This is a genomic window from Hungatella sp. (assembly GCF_046966825.1).
This window is the reverse complement of the sequence record NZ_JBKVCZ010000146.1, coordinates 1-15,503: the sequence shown is the minus strand read 5'-3', so window position 1 is coordinate 15,503 and position 15,503 is coordinate 1. Positions and strand designations below refer to the sequence as shown.

Sequence of the window (15,503 nt, the reverse complement as noted above, 5' to 3'; positions counted from 1 at the left end):
CCAGTATACCATAATCAGGAAATTCGTGAAAGGCTATTTTTCCATGCTCTCATTTAGAGACGTAATCCACGCTTCGATCGCCTCCGCCAGGATATACTGCTGCTGCAAAACGGCCATGCCCGTCTCCGGTATCCCCGGCGCATTTCCCTTTCGGTCAATATTCTCTTCCAGATACGCCTTCAGAAGCTTCACATTGCTCTCGATCCGGTTTAAGCACTCCTGCTGTTTTTCCTGAGACAGGCTGGTTAAATTTACGATTACCGCATTGAAATCCAGAAATATATGGATCGGGCCGGACGCGATCTCCAGCATGAGCTTTTCAAATTCCCGCTCTCCGGCTTCGGTCAGGGTATAGACCGCCTTCTCCGCCATTTTCCCCTCTTTCACCATGCTGCTCTGGATATAGCCCTTCTCTTCCAGCTGAATTACTTTTTTATAGATGGAAGGCGTACTGATTTTCACCCACCGCGAGATGTTGCGGTATTCCACCAGCTTCTGAATATCATAGGCACTTAGGGATTCCTTCTTCAGAATTCCCAATACGATCAGATCTATTGTCGCCATCATGTCCTCCTTATTTCCGCTTGACATATACTATAATTTATAGTACTATGGCTTCACGGCCGTATTTACTATATTTTATAGTACTATATTTTACATTTTGTGTCAACAGAAGGGAGAATGAAACATGAATGAACGTAACAGTAAAATGGAACTGCTTGGCAGCGCGCCAATACCGAAAGCGCTTTTAGCAATGGGTCTTCCCACCATGATCGGCATGATGATCAATGCGCTTTACAATCTGGTGGACGCCTACTTTGTCGGAGGGCTGGGAACCAGCCAGATGGGGGCGATCTCTGTCGCATTTCCCCTGGGACAGGTTGTCGTGGGACTGGGCCTGCTATTTGGAAATGGCGCCGCCTCCTATATCTCCCGATTGCTTGGTCACGGGGAAACGGAGACTGCGGACCGGGTTGCCAGCACGGCGCTTTACAGCAGCATCTCCGTCGGCGCAGTCATAATTATCTGCACCCTCCTCTTTCTAAGACCGATCCTGCGGCTCCTGGGCGCCACGGAAAGCATTCTTCCCTATGCGGAAATCTACGCGGGTATTTACGTCGTCTCGTCCATCTTCAATATTTTCAATGTCACCATGAACAATATCGTAACCAGCGAGGGGGCTGCAAAGACCACGATGTGTGCGCTTCTGACAGGCGCTGTGTTAAATATGGTTCTGGATCCGGTTTTCATCTACGTCTTACACCTGGGAGTCGCTGGCGCCGCAATTGCCACAGCCATCTCCCAGATCGTTTCCACGGCAGTTTATCTCTGCTATGTGTTCAGAAAAAAGAGTGTCTTCAGCTTCAGCATAAAAAAATGCTGCTTCTCATCGGAAATTATGTCCGAAGTCCTTAAAATCGGAATTCCCACACTGGTTTTCCAGCTGCTGACCAGCCTCTCTGTCGCCCTGATCAACTTAAAGGCAAGACCATACGGCGATTCCGTGATTGCCGGTATGGGAGCCGTAACGAGAATTATATCCATGGGAAGCCTGATGGTATTCGGCTTTCTGAAAGGCTTTCAGCCGATCGCCGGATACAGCTATGGGGCAAAAAAATATGACCGCCTCCATGAAGCGATCAGAACTTCTATATTATGGTCAACTATCTTCTGCGCGGTCTTCGGGTTGGGAATGGCGCTCTGTTCCACGGCCGTCATCTCCCAGTTCACGAAAGGCGATGTACAGATGATCGAGATCGGCCGGCGTTCGCTGACGGCAAACGGTATTTCTTTTCTGCTTTTCGGTTTCTATACCGTCTATTCTTCCCTGTTCCTCTCTCTGGGAAAAGCGAAAGAAGGCTTTATACTCGGTGCCTGCAGACAGGGAATTTGCTTTGTGCCTGTCATACTGCTTCTCCCATCCCTCTGGGGAATAAACGGCATTCTCTACGCCCAGCCGGCTGCAGATGTTATCTCCGCCATGATCACCGTGTTTATGGCGGTGCGGCTCCACAGGGAACTGAACGGAGCAAGGTCTTAGCTTTTGTATCTTTACACAGAACAGAATGCCGGGAAGCCACAGAATTATTGGATTCCAGTGCTGCCGGCATTCTGCCCGTTCAAAATTCCTTGTCCTGCATGTGCATCAGAACGCTATTCCTTCAAATATCTTTCTGCCAGATCATCAAACTCCATCCGACATTTTACCTTTCCGCACTCCGCAGCCATGGGGCCGAATACTTCCAGAGTCATTTTCGCCCGCTCCTTCCATGTGGCCGGATCGACGAAATCGATGGTCCTCATATTGTGAAGCCGGTCGGCCAGCGCGATTAAGATCACCCGCTCATCACAGCTTACGTATTTTTCAAATGCCCTGTATTCCTTCAGAATCTCATTCATGGCCGGTGTGACAGCCGGGTCAGACAGATACATTTCCGGCTCATCCGCCATTTCCCAGATATCATGAAGCAGACCGGCACAGACCGTGTCCTCATCGGCCCCCATATCTGCCAGAATCAGTGCAGTGTTAAGGGGATGCGTCACATAGTCGTCACCCGAACGGCGTTTTTTCCCTTTATAGACCCGTTCGGCCAGCCCGTAAACGGCCTCCAGATGTTTTTTCTCATACTCCGTTCCGGCTTCGTCTAGCACCTCAAAAAGCAGTGCATAAATTTCGTTTGGCAATGCGTGAACCGGCGTTTCTCTCAGATAAAGTCCCATATTCTCCCAGTCTCCTTTCTCGAAAGCCTCTCCGACATGAAATGCACGGAGGAGTGCGGGAGAATACCCAAATTGTGCACGAAAGGCCCTGGTGAAGCCGCTGTGCGTCTCATAACCGTAATCCAGCGCGGTATCCAGGATTTTTCGCCCTTCCCGTATTTCCCTGGCCGCTCCGAACAGGCGCTGCTGTTTTACGTAGTCCATCAGGGTAACCCCCATCTCCGCCCGGAACATCCGGGAAAAATGGCAGGCCGAATACCCGAACTGTTCTGCCAGCCCCTGTACCGACAGCGGCTCCTTCGCATGCGACCGGATATATAATGCGCACTCCATAAGGATATCTTTCTGTCCCAACACTCTCACTTCCTTTTCTCGTTTCCCACGTGGTAGCTTTATTATACCCGATCGCTCCGAACGGCGCTGTTCCGCGATTGCTGTATTTTTTTCAGTCCCTGTTCCTATTCCATTGATTTCCTGTTCTTCTTCTGCTATACTCATCTCGGTTTCAGGAAGTTCTGCCTGGAAACCAAAAAACAAAGAGAATGGGACACGATTACAATGATTAAGAATTACGTATCACAACTAAAATCTGAATTTCAAAACTACACTGGCGCCGACTGCATGAAAGATCTGATGGCCGGGCTGACGGTTGCAGCAGTTGCACTGCCTCTGGCGCTTGCGTTCGGCGTGAGCAGCGGATCCACCGCCGCGGCCGGCCTCGTTACCGCCATTATTGCAGGTCTCGTCATCGGCACACTTTCCGGCGGCTATTACCAGATATCCGGTCCTACGGGCGCCATGGCCGCCATTTTAATTTCCATAATTGCCCGATACGGAATGCAGGGCGTTTTTACTGCGACAATGATCGCCGGGATTCTGCTGGTTCTGTGTGGGATCTTTCATATCGGCAGGCTGACAAGCTTCATTCCTGCACCTGTTATCACTGGCTTTACCTCCGGTATTGCCGTCATCATCGCACTGGGACAGATCGACAACTTCTTTGGAGTTACCTCCGAGGGCTCCAGCGCTGTCGTAAAACTCTTAAGCTATGGGCATCTGGGCTTCCCTGTCAATATACAGGCGGCGGGCCTGGGACTCTTCGTTGTCCTGTTCATGGTTTTCTTTCCTAAGAAATGGAACGCGGTGGTTCCCGCCTCTTTTTTGAGCATTATTCTTGCAACCATTCTATCCGTAAGCCTGAAGCTTGATATCCAGACTGTCGGCGCCATCCCGAAAACACTTTTTCTGGATACCCGGTTAGATTTAGCCGCCATTACGCCTGCAAATTTCAGCGGATTAATCGGACCAGCCGTCAGTATCGCCATGCTGGGAATGATTGAAAGTCTGCTGTGCGGAGCCAGCGCCGGCAAAATGGCAAATGTCAGGCTGAACAGCGACCAGGAGCTGGTAGCGCAGGGGATCGGCAATATCATCCTTCCGTTTTTCGGTGGAATCCCCGCCACAGCGGCCATCGCTCGTACCAGCGTCGCATTGAAATCCGGCGCCCGCACAAGGCTTACCGGTATCTTCCACGCGCTGGGACTCCTGTCCTTCATGTTTATCCTCGGACCCGTGATGGCAAAAATCCCGCTGTCCGCCCTCGCCGGCGTGCTGATGGTCACCGCTTTCCGCATGAACGACTGGCAGGAAATCAAATATATTTTCTCCCATCATTTCAAGGGAGCCGCCGCCAAATACATCATTACCATGGCTGCCACAATCGTATTTGACTTAACAACCGCAATCCTGATCGGCGTCGTCACCGCATTGGTTCTCCTCGTCAGCCGGCTGGCAAACATCGAGATAAATTATGAAAAGGTAGACATGGACCGGGTCCGCAGCACAGATGCGGCTCTTGCAAAGGAATACGACAACGCAGTCGTCGCCTATCTGACCGGCGCTGTCATCTTTGCCAATACTCAGGCAATCGAAGAGATAGAGGCCTGTACAAAGGACTTTGACACAGTGCTGCTGTCCATGCGCGGCGTTTCCTATATGGATATCTCAGGAGCAATTGCATTTATGCACGTCCTGTCAGATTTACAGGCAAAGGGAAAACGCATTCTTTTATGCGGCGTTCCAGGCAGCACAATGGCGATGCTGAAACGCTCTGATATCTATGATATGATTGGTGAAGAGAACTTTTACTGGAGCGTGGAAAAAGCGATTTTACATAAGGAAGGCTTACACTGAGCCTTCCTTTTCTTCTATTCCAACACAGCCGTCAGCCGTCTGACCATCTCATCCACATGCTCTCTTTCTATAATAAGCGGCGGTACAAATCGAATAATATTGCTTCCCGCGCTGATCAACACCAGTTTTTCTTCGAGAAGCGCCTTCTGTACGATGGGACCGACAGGCATTTGGAACTCCAGCCCCTGCATCAGCCCCCTGCCTCGGTGTCCGGTAATGCAGTCAAACTGTGCGGCCAGTTCTTCCAGCTTCTCCCACAGATAGCCGCCCACTAAATTCACATGCTCCACAATCCCGCGTTCTTCGAAAATACTTAACACCGCGCTGGCCGCCGCTGTTACCAGCGGATTTCCGCCATAAGTGGTGCCGTGATCTCCCGGAACCATGGCTGAAGCCGCTTTTCCGGAAGCCAGGAATGCGCCCACCGGAACGCCGTTTCCCAGCGCCTTGGCCACCGTCATGACATCCGGCTTCACACCGTACTGCTGCCATGCAAACATGGAACCGGTACGTCCCATCCCGCTCTGGATCTCGTCGAGGATCAGCAGCATGTCGTGTTCATCACACAGTGCACGGACTCCCTTTAAGAATCCCTCTTCCGCGGGATAAATGCCTCCCTCACCCTGAACAGTCTCCATAATAACCGCGCACGTATTCTCATGAATCAGAGCCTTCACGCTGTCCAGATCATTGAAATCTGCGAATCTGATCCCCGGGATCAGCGGCTTAAACGGCTCCTGGTAATGGTCATTTCCTGTGACAGACAAGGCACCCATGCTTCTTCCGTGGAAGGAATGGCGCATGGCAATGATCTCGTGGACACAGCCCTCTCCCCGCTTCTCTTCGGCCGCCTTATTGTAGGCGTACCTTCTGGCAATTTTCAGAGCGCCCTCAATGGCATCGGTCCCGCTGTTGGTAAAGAACACCTTATCCATGCCGGAAGCCGTCAGGAGCTTTTCTCCCGCTTCGATGGAAGGCACATTGTAAAATAAATTAGAGGTGTGCAGAAGCTTATCTACCTGGGCCTTCACCGCCTCATTGTACTGTTTATCGTTATATCCCAGTCCCATAACCGCGATGCCCGCTCCGAAATCGAGATATTCTTCCCCTTCCGTATCGTAAAGAAACACACCGTCCCCATGGTCAAAAATGACCGGATACCGGTTATACGTCTTATAAAATTCCTGTTCCGCTTTTTGAATGTATTCCTGTTTATTCGGCATGGTAATACCTCTCATCTCCCGAATTGATAATCGCAGTTCCAATTCCTTTATTTGTAAAGATCTCCAGCAGAAGGCAGTGCGGAATTCTTCCATCCATAATATGTACTCTGGAAACGCCCTGCTTCATGGCATCGATACAGTTCTGAAGCTTTGGAAGCATTCCTCCTCCAAGTGTTCCGCTGCTCACGAAATTCAGCGCCTCATCAATGGTCATTTCCGAAATTAAAGATTCCTTGTCCTCAAAATCTCTGTAAACGCCTTCTACATCCGTTAAAAATGCCAGTTTCTCCGCCTTCATGGCCGTTGCAATGGCGCAGGCCGCGTCGTCCGCATTGATATTGTACGTCTTAAATTCTTCGTCAAATCCCACTGGACAGATGATCGGCAGGAAATCCTTTTCCAGAAGGTCATAGATTATCTGCGGATCCACTCCGGTGATATCGCCCACATAACCGATATCCTCGCCGTCCGCGTATCTCTTTTTACACTGCAGCATCATGCCGTCCTTGCCGCTGATTCCGACCGCCTTCACGCCCAGCTCATTCACCAGCTGCACCAGGCTCTTGTTCACCCGGTTAAGCACCATTTCAGCGATTTCCATGGTCGGTTCGTCCGTCACACGCAGACCGTTAATAAACTGCGGCTCCATCCCCACTTTTCCGACCCATTTGCTGATTTCCTTGCCGCCGCCATGGACGATAATCGGTTTAAAACCTACCAGCTTTAACAGGACGACATCCTGAATCACATGCTTCTTCAGTTCTTCATCCACCATGGCGCTTCCGCCGTATTTTACGACGATAATTTTCCTGTTAAAACGCTGAATATATGGAAGCGCCTCTATCAGGACTTCCGCCTTCTGCATGATGCTTTGATCTAAATCCATTTTTCTGCTCCTCCCAAATCGACTCCAAATTCTTTACCCAGATTTCCCATTCCTTCATTGATCTCTTCTCTTGAATACTGGTGTGCATCCAGAAATCCATCGCTGTATTCATTCAAATGAAGATAAAATGATGCCGCCATCTCAAAATACTCCGAGCTCTTGTCTTCCAGTTCATTGAGCAGGATATTCTCTGCCTCGTTGATCTGTCCTGCGTCCGCCATGGTGATCAGCTTCTTGTACAGATTATCAATTACTGTAAATTCTTCATCTTCCGGCAGAACGTAGTTGATATCGTCTTTTCCGAGAATAAGGCGGGCCAGAACTCTCGCCATATCCTTTATCATCCGCATTACGTAATCATCTTTTACAGCCATCGTTCGCTCTCTTTTCTATATTTTATCGATGCCTCTCTCTGACGTCTCTTTTCCCACATTTTTTTTCGTAACCACTGTCACCGGCAGATTACCGCTGGTCAGGAACGGTAATCCGCGTTTATTTTCACATAGTCAAAGGTCAGATCGCACCCCCAAGCCGTAGCCGAACACGGTCCCATCTTGATATCGGCCGTGGCCGTCACTTCCGGTTCGGAGAGGATCTTTGTGGCCTCCTCCTCGCTGTAGGGAAGTGCGACTCCATTTTCAATGATCTGGAGTTTTCCCGCTGCGCTCTCGAAATATAGATCTACCTGCTCCGGGTCGAACTGGGCTCCGGAGTAGCCCATGGCGCAGAGAATCCTGCCCCAGTTTGCATCATGGCCGAAGATAGCGGCCTTTGTCAGGCTGGAGGTGATAACCGATTTAGCCAGCGTCACCGCCTGTTCCTTCGTCTCCGCTCCCACAATTTTCACTTCGAACAGGGCCGTACATCCTTCTCCATCGCCAGCCATCTTTTTGGCGAGCGTTTCATTGATGATGTTTAATGCCTTTACAAATGCCTCATAGTCTTCATTTTTCTCTGTAATCTCCGGATTCTCCGCCATTCCGTTGGCCAGCAGAAGCACGGTATCGTTGGTGGAGGTATCTCCGTCCACTGAGATCATGTTGTACGTGTCCTTGATATCCTCGCGGAGCGCCTCCGTCAGAAGCTCCTTCGATATGGCCAGATCCGTGGTCACAAAGCTCAGCATGGTACACATATTCGGGTGGATCATACCGGAGCCCTTGCACATACCGCCGATGGTCACCGTCTTTCCTCCCACCGAAAACTCCACGGCCACCTCTTTATTCACCGTATCGGTGGTCATAATCGCCTTCGATGCAGCGGTTCCGCCCTCCAGGGTATCGGAAAGCTTCGGAGCCATAGCTCTGATTCCAGCCGTAATCCGATCCATGGGAAGCTGCATGCCGATCACACCGGTAGAAGCCACGAGAACTGCATTTTCCGGTATTTGTAAAGTCTCCGCGGCCGCCTTCGCCGTCTCCAGACAGTATCCGTACCCTTCCGCTCCGGTACACGCATTGGCGATTCCCGCATTTACCACGATGGCCTGCGCATACGGGGAACCGGCTACGACCTCCTGATCCCATTTTACAGGAGCCGCCTTTACGATGTTCGTCGTAAAGGTTCCCGCCGCCTTACACGGCTTCTCACTGTATATCATTGCCATATCCATGCGGTCTTTATACTTGATTCCCGCAGCCGTCGATGCGGCCGAAAATCCCTTTGCAGCAGTTACGCCGCCGTCTATCTTCTTCATCCCTTAAATTCTCCTCTCCTTCATCTTATGGTTACTCAATAAATCTGGTAATATTTTCTTCATTCAAAGTGAAATCATAGTAATTCAAGTCTTCCCGGAACGTCCAGCCGACTTTTCTCCAGAATTTATTACCGATTGTATTGGATTTAAATGCAATCAGGCTCACCTTGTTGATTCCTTCCGCCTTCAGCGCCTCCATGGCCGCCAGCGCCATCTGGTGGCCGATTCCGTGTTTTCTGTATTTTTCAGCTACACAGACATGATACATACAGCCTCTCCGACCGTCATGGCCGCAGAGAATCGCTCCGATTACCATTCCGTCCTCTTCCGCCACCACGCTGGTAGATGGATTTCTCTTTAAAAACTTCTCCACGCCTTCTCTGGAGTCATCTAACGTCCTGATTCCAAAGCCTTTGATTTCAGACCATAAATGCCAGACCTGGTCGTAGTCGTCTATCGTCATTATCCTGATTATCATACGCTCTTCCCTTACTCTTTCCTCCCATATTCGTAAGGAGTACTGCATTGCGAGTACTCCCATAACCGTTACGGAAACATGGGAACCAGCTTAAGCCCCCGATTCTCCTGAAGGCCGAACATGATGTTCATGTTCTGAATCGCCTGTCCCGCGGCGCCCTTCACCAGATTATCCATGGCTCCCATCATGACCACGCGGTTCGTTCTCGGATCAATCTTAAAGTTCACATCCACAAAGTTGCTTCCTTCCACCCATTTCGTCTGAGGCGACTCGTCGCGGTCAAGCACTCTCACGAAATATTCGTTCTCATAATATTTATCGTAAATGGCCTTTAGCTCTTCATATGTAACACTCTTAAGCAGAGTCCCGTAAGCCGTCACAAGGATGCCCCGGTTCATGGGAACGAGATGCGGTGTAAAGCTGATGGTCACAGGCTTTCCTGCCGCCAGCGAAAGCTGTTCCTCAATCTCCGGCGTGTGGCGGTGAACGCCGACACCGTAGGCCTTGATGCTCTCATTGACCTCGCAGTACAGGTTATCGACCTTGGCCCCGCGCCCCGCGCCGGAGGTTCCCGACTTTGCGTCGATAATCACCGTATTCGGATCAATCAGTCCCTCCTTCACCAGCGGATAGACCGACAGGAAGGAGCAGGTGGGATAACAGCCCGGATTGGCAATCAGGCGGGCATCTTTGATCTTATCTCTGTTGATTTCCGGAAGTCCGTATACCGCTTCCTGAATATATTCCGGCGTCTTATGTTCTATATTATACCATTTCTCATACACCGCCACATCCTTGATCCGGTAGTCGGCGCTTAAATCAATTACCTTAGCTTTTGATAATACCGTTTCATTCATGAGAGACGCACAGAATCCCTGGGGCGTGGCCGTGAAAATGACATCGGCCTGTTCTGCCAGCGCTTCCATATTATCATCCATACACGCATCATCTACAAACTGCACCATATTTTTAAATACCGACGCATATTTCTGGTCCACATAGCTTTTGGATCCGTACCATGTAATTTCCACGTCGTCTCTCTGCAAAAGCAGCCTTGCAAGCTCACCGCCTGCGTATCCGGTTGCCCCCATGATTCCTGCTTTAATCATAATCATTCTCCTCTTTTATCGGTATTACCGTATTGATTTTCCGGCTTTCCATATTACCCTGCCCTGATTAGTTCTGCCTTGATTATAGTAACTTTCCCCTCGAAATAAAAGTACCTTTTTCTGTTTTCTGCATTCTTTTTTATACAGCCTCATCCGATGATTTATTTTCACGGGTGATGATAGTTCATAATTATACATTGCAAATGCATATTATGCAAGTTTTTTTTAATTTTTTATTTTATGCTTGCATTTTTCATAATAATGGTGTATATTTATGAAAGTTCAGGAAGCCAGGAAACAGATTCGTAAGGCTTTCAGGAAATGTTCACGATCAATATTCAGGAGGAATCTTAATATGAAAGAGAAAGTTATTTTAGCCTATTCAGGCGGACTCGACACAACTGCTATTATTCCGTGGTTAAAAGAAAATTTTGATTATGAAGTTGTCTGCTGCTGCATCGACTGCGGTCAGGGCAACGAGCTGGATGGCCTTGAGGAGAGAGCCAAATTATCCGGCGCTTCCAAATTATACATAGAAGATTTAGTTGATGATTTCTGCGACAACTACATCGTTCCATGCGTTCAGGCCAATTCCGTATACGAGAATAAATATTTACTGGGCACCTCCATGGCTCGTCCGGCCATCGCCAAGAGGCTGGTTGAAATCGCCCGCAAGGAAGGCGCTACCGCCATCTGCCACGGCGCTACCGGAAAAGGAAACGACCAGATCCGTTTCGAGCTGGGCATCAAGGCTCTGGCTCCTGATTTAAAGATTATCGCTCCATGGCGTATGACCGATGTATGGACCATGCAGTCCCGTGAAGACGAGATTGAATACTGCAAACAGCACGGCATCAACCTTCCGTTCTCTGCAGACAACAGCTACAGCCGTGACAGGAACTTATGGCACATCAGCCATGAAGGCCTGGAACTGGAAGACCCGGCCAACGAACCGAATTACGATCATTTACTGGTTCTCGGCGTTTCTCCCGAAAAGGCTCCGAATGAAGGCGAATACGTTACCATGACCTTTGAAAAAGGGGTACCGGTCAGCGTAAACGGCGAAGCGATGAAGGTTTCCGATATCATCCGGAAATTAAATGAACTGGGCGGCAAGCACGGTATCGGCATCGTTGATATCGTAGAAAACCGTGTAGTAGGCATGAAGTCCCGCGGCGTCTATGAGACTCCTGGCGGAACAATCCTGATGGAAGCTCATCAGCAGTTAGAAGAGCTGGTGTTAGACCGCGCCACCATGGAAGTAAAGAAAGACATGGGCAACAAATTTGCACAGATCGTATATGAAGGAAAATGGTTCACTCCTCTCCGTGAGGCGATCCAGGCTTTCATAGAATCCACACAGCAGTACGTAACCGGCGAAGTAAAATTCAAGCTTTACAAGGGCAACATCATCAAAGCCGGCACCACAAGCCCATACTCCTTATACAGCGAGTCCCTGGCTTCCTTCACCACCGGCGACTTATATGATCATCACGACGCAGACGGCTTCATCACGTTATTCGGCCTCCCGTTGAAGGTCCGCGCCATGAAGATGCAGGAGCTGGAAAAGAAAAACAGTAAATAACAAAACAGGGATTCCGAGGGGGCTGTTCGCCCTTAGTCCCATCCCCTCGGAATCCCTGAACCTTTCCCTCCCTGCCGTCCGCGCTCCCTTTTCCTCAATCCCACACCAAAAGTCCGCGTATCTCCCTCCACAAAACCATCATTGTCTTCCCAATGCTCTCTCAATCACCTTCATCTGTCTTTTCGTATAATGGTATCCATCTTCCATGCAGCTCTCCATATATTCAAACGTCAGAAGTCCCGCTCCCTTCTTTAACTCCGGCTTCAGCAGGAGAATCTCCCCGCTGGATCTGCATTCCTTTAATTCCCTGCTCATAATGGAAAAAGAGTGGGAGGCAATCTCCATAATAGACTTATCATGGGGCGTCCTGTAATCCGCGCCGATGTCCACTGCAACCACCCGTTTTACTCCGGCCGCAATCAGCAGATCGACCGGAAGGTTATTCGTAACACCGCCATCCACCATACAGTAGCTTCCGACTCTCCGCGGCTGGAATACGGCGGGTACCGAGGCGCTGGCCATCATAATCTCACAGAGCGGCCCGGTTTTCTCCCATCTCACATTTTCCTGATGTCTGGCGGCGTCCGTGATTCCATTTTCCATCATATTTGTAAATGCAATGGTATCTCCGCTGTTTAAATCCACTGCAGGAATCAGCAGTTTCCGTTTTACTTCCTCGATAGCGGCACCTTCCGTCAGCTGGCAAAGGAAATTCATCAGCCGGTTTCCCTTCAGCAGCCCCGTAAGCGAGACCTCCTGTCCAGTAAAAAGCTGCGGCAGAAATGTGAGGATTCCAATTATATCCGGATCCAGGAACCTTTTTCCATGCCGGGACATCCACTGCACCACTTCTTTCATCATTCCCAGATCCACACCCGCCCCGTATATCCCGGCGACAATTCCTCCCGCGCTGGTTCCTGCCACGCAATCCGGCAGCAGCCCTTCCTCTTCTAGTGCCAGCAGGACGCCTACATGAGCCGCCCCCCTGGTCCCGCCTCCGGCAAACGCAATCCCATAATCCGGCATGTCTATCCCCTTTGTTACCCGTCCAGGTTTTCAAAATAATGTATGCTGTCATGGACCGTTTCATGATTCCACGTTATAGGTCCAGGAAACGAAAGTGCCGGGCTGGGCAGCGGCAAGTGAAGGCTGAACTGTTACATACAGTTTGCAGAAATATGAGAATATCCTTGCATTTATTCCGGTCCTCTGGTATTCTAATTCTATCAGCCATATTCTGGCACATCTATGAATCTTCCGTTTTCTTAAACGGTCTAATATCATATCTGAAGGAGAATCCCTATGAACGAAGCTATGTTAAAAACATGTATGGAGCAATGCAATTCTACGTCTGAAAATGTAGGCATTTTTGTCGATTTTGACAACATCTATTACAGTCTGAGGGAATACGGCGTCAATCCCGAAGCTCCTGAATACTGCGTCTTTTCGCTGATGGAGCGAATCTATTCCATTAACAAGATCCGAACCCTGCGGGCCTATGCCGATTATGACCAGGTAGGCGTATCCCTGAAACATCTCCAGGAAATGCGGGTACAGATTAAGAATGTCTATGGCAATGGTCTGGAAGAAGAGTACCGGAAGAACGCCTCCGACATTGAACTTTCCGTGGATGCCCTTGAAATCTACTACCGTTCTCCCGAGATCGATACCTTCGTCTTCCTCACCTCCGACAGCGATATGATTCCCATCATGAGCCGCCTCACTTATAAAGGAAAGCACATCCACTTATTCTGCATCGATGATCACACCTCCCATTATCAGGATATTTCCCGATTCTGCCATTTCAAATGCGATCTGCTTACTCTCTTTGAAATCGATCCCCAGCGAAAGAACCCGGAATTCTGGACAGACCGCGCTCTGACCGAGATTTCTGCCTGGTATTCCGTCAGAAAAAACAGCGATATGATGCTGGGCGGTAAATGGCTGAACCGGCTTTTGTGTGAGAAACTTCAGATCTCATCACGTGCCGCCAGCCGCATCATCACCTATTTAAAGGACAATCATCTAATCCATGAAACCTCCAATTCCGCAGGCCACACCGGCTTTTTTCCCGCATCCTCCCTTTAAAATGGTGAGCATAGCTTGCAAATAAATTGCCATATAAGCCGTTTTACGAATCGAAATACAAAAAGGGGCAGCGAACAGACTGATATTTTAGTCTTTCATGATCTCTGTGTTTATGATAAAATAAAAGGAGACGTACAAATGGAAAAACGAATTGAGGACCTGAATCTGGAGGATGGCTTCTGGGAGATGAGGCAACAAAACTGTTTCTTAATACAAAGGGAACCATTGACGACATAGACGAAGAGATGAAAGAATTTCTGACCTACATAGAAAACACCACCGACACCTTCGCCCGGCAGGCTAAAAGTTCACTGGTTAAAAAGCTACACCAGAGAGTCATTGATGTTAAGCAAAGTAAAGAAATGGAGGCGGAATATATGACATTGCTGCAGAGAGACAGGGAGAATATTGAACAGGGAATTGAGCAGGGTATTGAGCAGGGTATCGAACAGGGCGAACGTAAAATGGCCGCTCTCTCCGAACTTCTCTTAGATCAAAAACGTACTGACGATTTAAAACGCGCCATCAGGGATACTGCCTATCGTGAGCAGCTATATAAGCAATTTAACATCCTCTAACAGGATCATCACCAATAAAAAGAGGGGAAACAAAGGCCTCCTGCCGCCGTTCCCCTCTTCCAGTATCAAATCTACAAAAATCCATACAGCATATCATTTGCACATCATATCATCGGCATATCGGAGCCATTTTCACGCTTCGATGCTTCTAGCCGCGCAGCTGCCCCTACCAGTAAGGCTTCCAGTCTTTCATTCTCCTGGTCAGCGCTTCCATATAAAAGTAGTCGCCCCAGGTGCTGCATTCGTCCACGCCCCTGTTTATACACGTATTGTACGCGGAATCGCGCGCGTACGTTCCGTGGAGTAAAAGGCCGTTGGAACGGGTCTTATCCGTGTTGGCACAGTGATCCATCAGGGCACAGAGCATCTTGTCTGCGGCTGTTAAATACTTCTCCGCTTTCTCCTTGTCCAGATAGCTGCTCACCTCCAGAATCCCGCAGATGGCGATGGCGGAAGCCGAGGAATCACGCGGTTCCGTACTTCCCGTATCGAAGTCAAAATCCCAGTATGGAACCAGATCTTCCGGCAGATGGGCGATAAAATAATCGGTGACCTGACAGAACAGATCCAGGTATTCGGGTGTTTTTAAGTACCGATAGCTCAAGGCGATGCCGTATACTCCCCACGCCTGGCCTCTGGCCCAGGCGGAGCCGTCACGGTTTCCCTGATGGGTAACGCCGTGGTCCGGTTCTCCGGTCACGGTATTGATAAAATACGTGTGGTAGGTGGAGCAGTCCGGTCTCATCACACACTTCATCGCCGTCCGGATATGGTTTTCAGCTTTATCGGCGTAATCGGGATTTCCGGTAACCTCGCTGGCCCAGTAAAGCAGCGGCAGGTTCAGCAGACAGTCAATGATCAGACGGTATTCTGACGGTTCGTTGACGTTGCCCCAGGCCTGGATAAAGCGGCCATTCTCCCGGTAGCGGCCGGCCAGGTGATCCGC

15 protein-coding genes are annotated in these 15,503 nt (G+C 49.6%); 5 read left to right on the top strand and 10 right to left on the bottom strand.

Features of this window, described 5'->3' with window-relative positions; translation table 11 throughout:
* Positions 1 to 33 precede the first annotated feature (33 nt).
* Positions 34 to 564, bottom strand: a complete 531-nt coding sequence (locus ACLTD4_RS28385) for a PadR family transcriptional regulator (protein WP_055657511.1) — start codon at positions 562 to 564, stop codon at positions 34 to 36.
* Positions 565 to 688: 124 nt separating this feature from the next.
* Here ACLTD4_RS28385 and ACLTD4_RS28380 point away from each other — a divergent pair, with 124 nt between their 5' ends.
* Positions 689 to 2,041 carry an MATE family efflux transporter gene (locus tag ACLTD4_RS28380; protein WP_117634626.1) on the top strand — a complete coding sequence of 451 codons (1,353 nt, stop codon included), beginning with the start codon at positions 689 to 691 and terminating at the stop codon, positions 2,039 to 2,041.
* 113 nt (positions 2,042 to 2,154) lie between these two features.
* Here the strand turns inward: ACLTD4_RS28380 and ACLTD4_RS28375 are convergent, their stop codons facing one another.
* Positions 2,155 to 3,078: a helix-turn-helix domain-containing protein gene (locus tag ACLTD4_RS28375; protein WP_243008384.1), complete on the bottom strand. Its 924-nt coding sequence runs from the start codon at positions 3,076 to 3,078 to the stop codon at positions 2,155 to 2,157.
* Positions 3,079 to 3,279: 201 nt separating this feature from the next.
* On the opposite strand from ACLTD4_RS28375, the gene ACLTD4_RS28370 reads away from it, so the two are divergent.
* Positions 3,280 to 4,914 (top strand): SulP family inorganic anion transporter, encoded by a 1,635-nt coding sequence (locus tag ACLTD4_RS28370; RefSeq protein ID WP_117634621.1) that lies wholly within the window; start codon positions 3,280 to 3,282, stop codon positions 4,912 to 4,914.
* A gap of 14 nt (positions 4,915 to 4,928) precedes the next feature.
* On the opposite strand, the gene ACLTD4_RS28365 is transcribed toward ACLTD4_RS28370, so the two are convergent.
* From ACLTD4_RS28365 to argC, 6 genes are all read right to left on the bottom strand, one after another.
* Positions 4,929 to 6,137 carry an aspartate aminotransferase family protein gene (locus ACLTD4_RS28365; protein WP_412331752.1) on the bottom strand — a complete coding sequence of 403 codons (1,209 nt, stop codon included), beginning with the start codon at positions 6,135 to 6,137 and terminating at the stop codon, positions 4,929 to 4,931.
* The gene (argB, locus tag ACLTD4_RS28360) at positions 6,127 to 7,023 is read right to left on the bottom strand and encodes an acetylglutamate kinase (RefSeq protein ID WP_002601157.1); all 897 of its coding nucleotides are present in this window, start codon (positions 7,021 to 7,023) and stop codon (positions 6,127 to 6,129) included. The genes ACLTD4_RS28365 and argB overlap by 11 nt, the downstream gene beginning before the upstream one ends.
* A complete protein-coding gene (locus ACLTD4_RS28355; protein WP_055657519.1) occupies positions 7,014 to 7,397 on the bottom strand; it encodes a DUF6483 family protein in 384 nt (127 codons plus the stop codon). The genes argB and ACLTD4_RS28355 overlap by 10 nt, the downstream gene beginning before the upstream one ends.
* A gap of 98 nt (positions 7,398 to 7,495) precedes the next feature.
* Positions 7,496 to 8,719, bottom strand: a complete 1,224-nt coding sequence (argJ, locus tag ACLTD4_RS28350) for a bifunctional glutamate N-acetyltransferase/amino-acid acetyltransferase ArgJ (RefSeq protein WP_117621439.1) — start codon at positions 8,717 to 8,719, stop codon at positions 7,496 to 7,498.
* A 31-nt stretch (positions 8,720 to 8,750) separates the two neighbouring features.
* Positions 8,751 to 9,197 (bottom strand): GNAT family N-acetyltransferase, encoded by a 447-nt coding sequence (locus ACLTD4_RS28345; RefSeq protein ID WP_055657523.1) that lies wholly within the window; start codon positions 9,195 to 9,197, stop codon positions 8,751 to 8,753.
* Positions 9,198 to 9,265: 68 nt separating this feature from the next.
* Complete coding sequence (gene argC, locus ACLTD4_RS28340; RefSeq protein WP_412331751.1) at positions 9,266 to 10,306, bottom strand: N-acetyl-gamma-glutamyl-phosphate reductase; 1,041 nt, start codon at positions 10,304 to 10,306, stop codon at positions 9,266 to 9,268.
* A 355-nt stretch (positions 10,307 to 10,661) separates the two neighbouring features.
* Here argC and ACLTD4_RS28335 point away from each other — a divergent pair, with 355 nt between their 5' ends.
* Positions 10,662 to 11,891, top strand: a complete 1,230-nt coding sequence (locus tag ACLTD4_RS28335) for an argininosuccinate synthase (RefSeq protein ID WP_055657527.1) — start codon at positions 10,662 to 10,664, stop codon at positions 11,889 to 11,891.
* Between the two features lie 138 nt (positions 11,892 to 12,029).
* On the opposite strand, the gene ACLTD4_RS28330 is transcribed toward ACLTD4_RS28335, so the two are convergent.
* Entirely contained in the window at positions 12,030 to 12,917 is an 888-nt protein-coding gene (locus ACLTD4_RS28330) for a patatin-like phospholipase family protein (RefSeq protein ID WP_055657529.1), read from the bottom strand.
* A 276-nt stretch (positions 12,918 to 13,193) separates the two neighbouring features.
* Here ACLTD4_RS28330 and ACLTD4_RS28325 point away from each other — a divergent pair, with 276 nt between their 5' ends.
* Positions 13,194 to 13,979, top strand: a complete 786-nt coding sequence (locus tag ACLTD4_RS28325) for an NYN domain-containing protein (protein WP_055657530.1) — start codon at positions 13,194 to 13,196, stop codon at positions 13,977 to 13,979.
* A 245-nt stretch (positions 13,980 to 14,224) separates the two neighbouring features.
* The gene (locus tag ACLTD4_RS28320) at positions 14,225 to 14,557 is read left to right on the top strand and encodes a hypothetical protein (protein ID WP_243008383.1); all 333 of its coding nucleotides are present in this window, start codon (positions 14,225 to 14,227) and stop codon (positions 14,555 to 14,557) included.
* A gap of 166 nt (positions 14,558 to 14,723) precedes the next feature.
* Here the strand turns inward: ACLTD4_RS28320 and ACLTD4_RS28315 are convergent.
* Positions 14,724 to 15,503 (bottom strand): glycoside hydrolase family 88 protein (locus ACLTD4_RS28315; protein ID WP_412331750.1); only part of this gene is annotated, 780 nt, incomplete at its 5' end.

What these genes read in the sequence shown, in the direction of transcription:
- ACLTD4_RS28385 (WP_055657511.1), bottom strand. Translation starts at nt 564, where the DNA reads ATGGCGACAATAGATCTGATCGTATTGGGAATTCTGAAGAAGGAATCC.
- ACLTD4_RS28380 (WP_117634626.1), top strand. Translation starts at nt 689, where the DNA reads ATGAATGAACGTAACAGTAAAATGGAACTGCTTGGCAGCGCGCCAATA.
- ACLTD4_RS28370 (WP_117634621.1), top strand. Translation starts at nt 3,280, where the DNA reads ATGATTAAGAATTACGTATCACAACTAAAATCTGAATTTCAAAACTAC.
- ACLTD4_RS28365 (WP_412331752.1), bottom strand. Translation starts at nt 6,137, where the DNA reads ATGCCGAATAAACAGGAATACATTCAAAAAGCGGAACAGGAATTTTAT.
- argB (WP_002601157.1), bottom strand. Translation starts at nt 7,023, where the DNA reads ATGGATTTAGATCAAAGCATCATGCAGAAGGCGGAAGTCCTGATAGAG.
- ACLTD4_RS28355 (WP_055657519.1), bottom strand. Translation starts at nt 7,397, where the DNA reads ATGGCTGTAAAAGATGATTACGTAATGCGGATGATAAAGGATATGGCG.
- argJ (WP_117621439.1), bottom strand. Translation starts at nt 8,719, where the DNA reads ATGAAGAAGATAGACGGCGGCGTAACTGCTGCAAAGGGATTTTCGGCC.
- ACLTD4_RS28345 (WP_055657523.1), bottom strand. Translation starts at nt 9,197, where the DNA reads ATGATAATCAGGATAATGACGATAGACGACTACGACCAGGTCTGGCAT.
- argC (WP_412331751.1), bottom strand. Translation starts at nt 10,306, where the DNA reads ATGATTAAAGCAGGAATCATGGGGGCAACCGGATACGCAGGCGGTGAG.
- ACLTD4_RS28335 (WP_055657527.1), top strand. Translation starts at nt 10,662, where the DNA reads ATGAAAGAGAAAGTTATTTTAGCCTATTCAGGCGGACTCGACACAACT.
- ACLTD4_RS28330 (WP_055657529.1), bottom strand. Translation starts at nt 12,917, where the DNA reads ATGCCGGATTATGGGATTGCGTTTGCCGGAGGCGGGACCAGGGGGGCG.
- ACLTD4_RS28325 (WP_055657530.1), top strand. Translation starts at nt 13,194, where the DNA reads ATGAACGAAGCTATGTTAAAAACATGTATGGAGCAATGCAATTCTACG.
- ACLTD4_RS28320 (WP_243008383.1), top strand. Translation starts at nt 14,225, where the DNA reads ATGAAAGAATTTCTGACCTACATAGAAAACACCACCGACACCTTCGCC.